This window comes from Acidovorax sp. KPB24-03, assembly GCF_057546605.1.
Window position 1 is genome coordinate 1 of the sequence record NZ_BAAJYR010000489.1, and the last position, 2258, is coordinate 2258.

Below are 2258 nucleotides of genomic sequence, written 5' to 3' on the forward strand. Positions count from 1 at the left end.
TTCAGGCGCCAGCCGATCTCCTGGATGCGCTCGGTCGTGATCGGCAGGCCCTGGCTCAGCCAGCGCTGCACAGCCGCGTCCGCATCGGCCCAGGCGGCCTCGGTGCCCGCGCCGTCGATGCGCAACGCCTGAGAGAGCGCATTGCGCGCCTGATCCATCGCCGCACGCGATGCGCTGCCGTCCTGCAGCAAGGGCGCACAAGCCCGCCAGGCGCTCGACAGTGGTCCCACGCGGGTTTCCAGCGCGGCGCGCTGCCCGGGGGACCACGGCACGGGCTGCAGCAAGCGGTCCGTGAGCGCCACCGGCGTGCCCTGCAGTGCGAGCGCAACGTGGCTCTCGCGCAGGCCGGGCGGCAGCGTGTGCAGGCCGCGGTTGTGCGACACATCCACGGTCCGCAGCGCCGGCATGTCCGCCATGCCCGGCGGCAGGTGGCTCACGTCGCAATGCGGCACGCGCAGCTCCCGCAGGCGGGGGGCTTGCGCCATGGCCTGCGGCAGTGCCTTGAGAAAAGGGTTGGCCGACAGATCGAGCGTTTCAAGATTCGGCAACTGGAACAGGGAGGGCGGCACGTGGCTGACAAAGCCGTTGCAGGCCGTGAGGCTGCGCAGGTTCCGGCACCCGGCCAGCCCTTCGGGCAGGGATTGCAGGCCGGTGTTGTTCGACAGGTCCAGCGCCTCCAGATGCGCCAGCCGTTCCAGGCCCGGCGGCAGGCTGGAGAGTCCCAGCCCGCTCAGATCGAGCGTGCGGCCATCGGCGCCTTGCGCATGGCAAGCGAGCAACCGCTGCATCGCCGTCTCGCGGTGCTCGGCCAAAAGCGGCAGGCCGTGATCGCCCTTCCCGGCGCCGGCCTTGCGTCCCAGTGCCCGCAGGCGCCCGAACAGCCCGTGGTGGCCCGAGACGGCCCGGTGCGGATCGGCGTCGCACCAGCGTTGCAGTTCCTGCTTCCATCGAACCGCGTCAAAAGACGCTGCGCGGGGCGGTATCGCCCCCGATGCAGCGGCCGCCGCGCGCGATCGCAGCGCCTGGGCGTGGGTGTCGGCAGAGGCCGGCGTGGAGCGCGAGGGAGGCGATGGCACCGCAGCGGGGGGCGGGGCTTCGGAGCGGTGCGTGAACGGCTCCTGTTTGAACAGGGTGGAAAGCGATGGCATGGCAGGGCGGACACGCGGCAAGCGCGTCGCGGGCAGGGGGTGGGCAGGCCCGCGGGACGGGCCAGTGGACCCGCAATCTACGAAGTCGGCCGGCTCCGCTGCGCCCGGAATGCGAATGCAATGCCCGCCATGCGAAGCGACCCGCGCGCAAGCCGCGCCGCTTCCCCTCTTGCAAAAAAGCGCAGCGCGCCCCTGCCGCTTTCAATGCCGCGTCAATGCCGCCTTACTGCCGGGGATCGGTCGCCAGCAGCCACTCCACCAGCGCGCGCAGATCGGCCTGCAGCCGCGCGAAACCGGCCGGCTCGATGGCCAGCGTGCGCTCGTCCATGTAGAGCTTGCGGTTGATCTCCACCTGGATGCTGTGGCGGTGGGTCTCCGGGTGGCCGTAGCGGCGCACCAGCTCCACGCCCTTGTAGGGGTGGTTGTAGTCCACGCTGTAGCCGCGCTCGCGCAGAAAGGCGCAGATCGCCTGCGACAGCGCCGGGCTGGCGGTGGTGCCGTCGCGATCGCCGATCACGAAATCCGCATGGTGCAGGCCCGGGTGCAGCGTGGCATGGCTGGCGGCCACGGCGGGCATGGAGTGGCAGTTGATGTGGATGCTGTAGCCGTGGCGGGCATGGGCCTCGTCGATCGCCCGGGCCACGGCCGCGTGGTAGGGGCGCCAGCAGCGGTCGATGCGTGCGCGCGCTTCTGCCACGGAGAGCAGCCGGTCGTAGATGGGCACGCCCTCGTCCGTGAACTTCCAGATCAGCCCCTTGCCCAGCCGCACCTTCTGCAGCACGACGGGATCGGTGGTGACGGGATCGGTCCACGCGGTGTCGAACCCGGCCTCGAACATGCTGGCATCGACCTCGGTGGTGTCGCGGTTGGCGTCCAGGTAGATGCGGGGAAAGTGCGCCTCCACCCAGGCCGCGCCCAGCGCGGGGGCGAAGGCGTAGAGCTTCTCGACATGCGTGTCTTCGGCGCGGCGCAGCGTGGGCAGGTCGATGGCGGCGCGGAAGTCGTCGGGGTAGGTGGTGCCGCTGTGCGGCGAATCGAGCACCAGGGCCGTGCGGCCGGGCACGGCGGAGAACATGGCCGCTGGCGCTGCAGCCGCGGCGACGGCGGGCG

At 71.3% G+C, this 2258-nt stretch carries 2 protein-coding genes; both read right to left on the reverse strand.

Annotated features, from left to right (window positions below; genetic code table 11):
- On the reverse strand, window positions 1-1148 hold a 1148-nt coding region (locus AC27KI_RS23010), incomplete at its 3' end, for a leucine-rich repeat domain-containing protein (protein WP_487116023.1).
- 223 nt (window positions 1149-1371) lie between these two features.
- The coding region (locus AC27KI_RS23015; RefSeq protein ID WP_487116025.1) for an N-formylglutamate amidohydrolase at window positions 1372-2258 on the reverse strand (887 nt) is incomplete at its 5' end.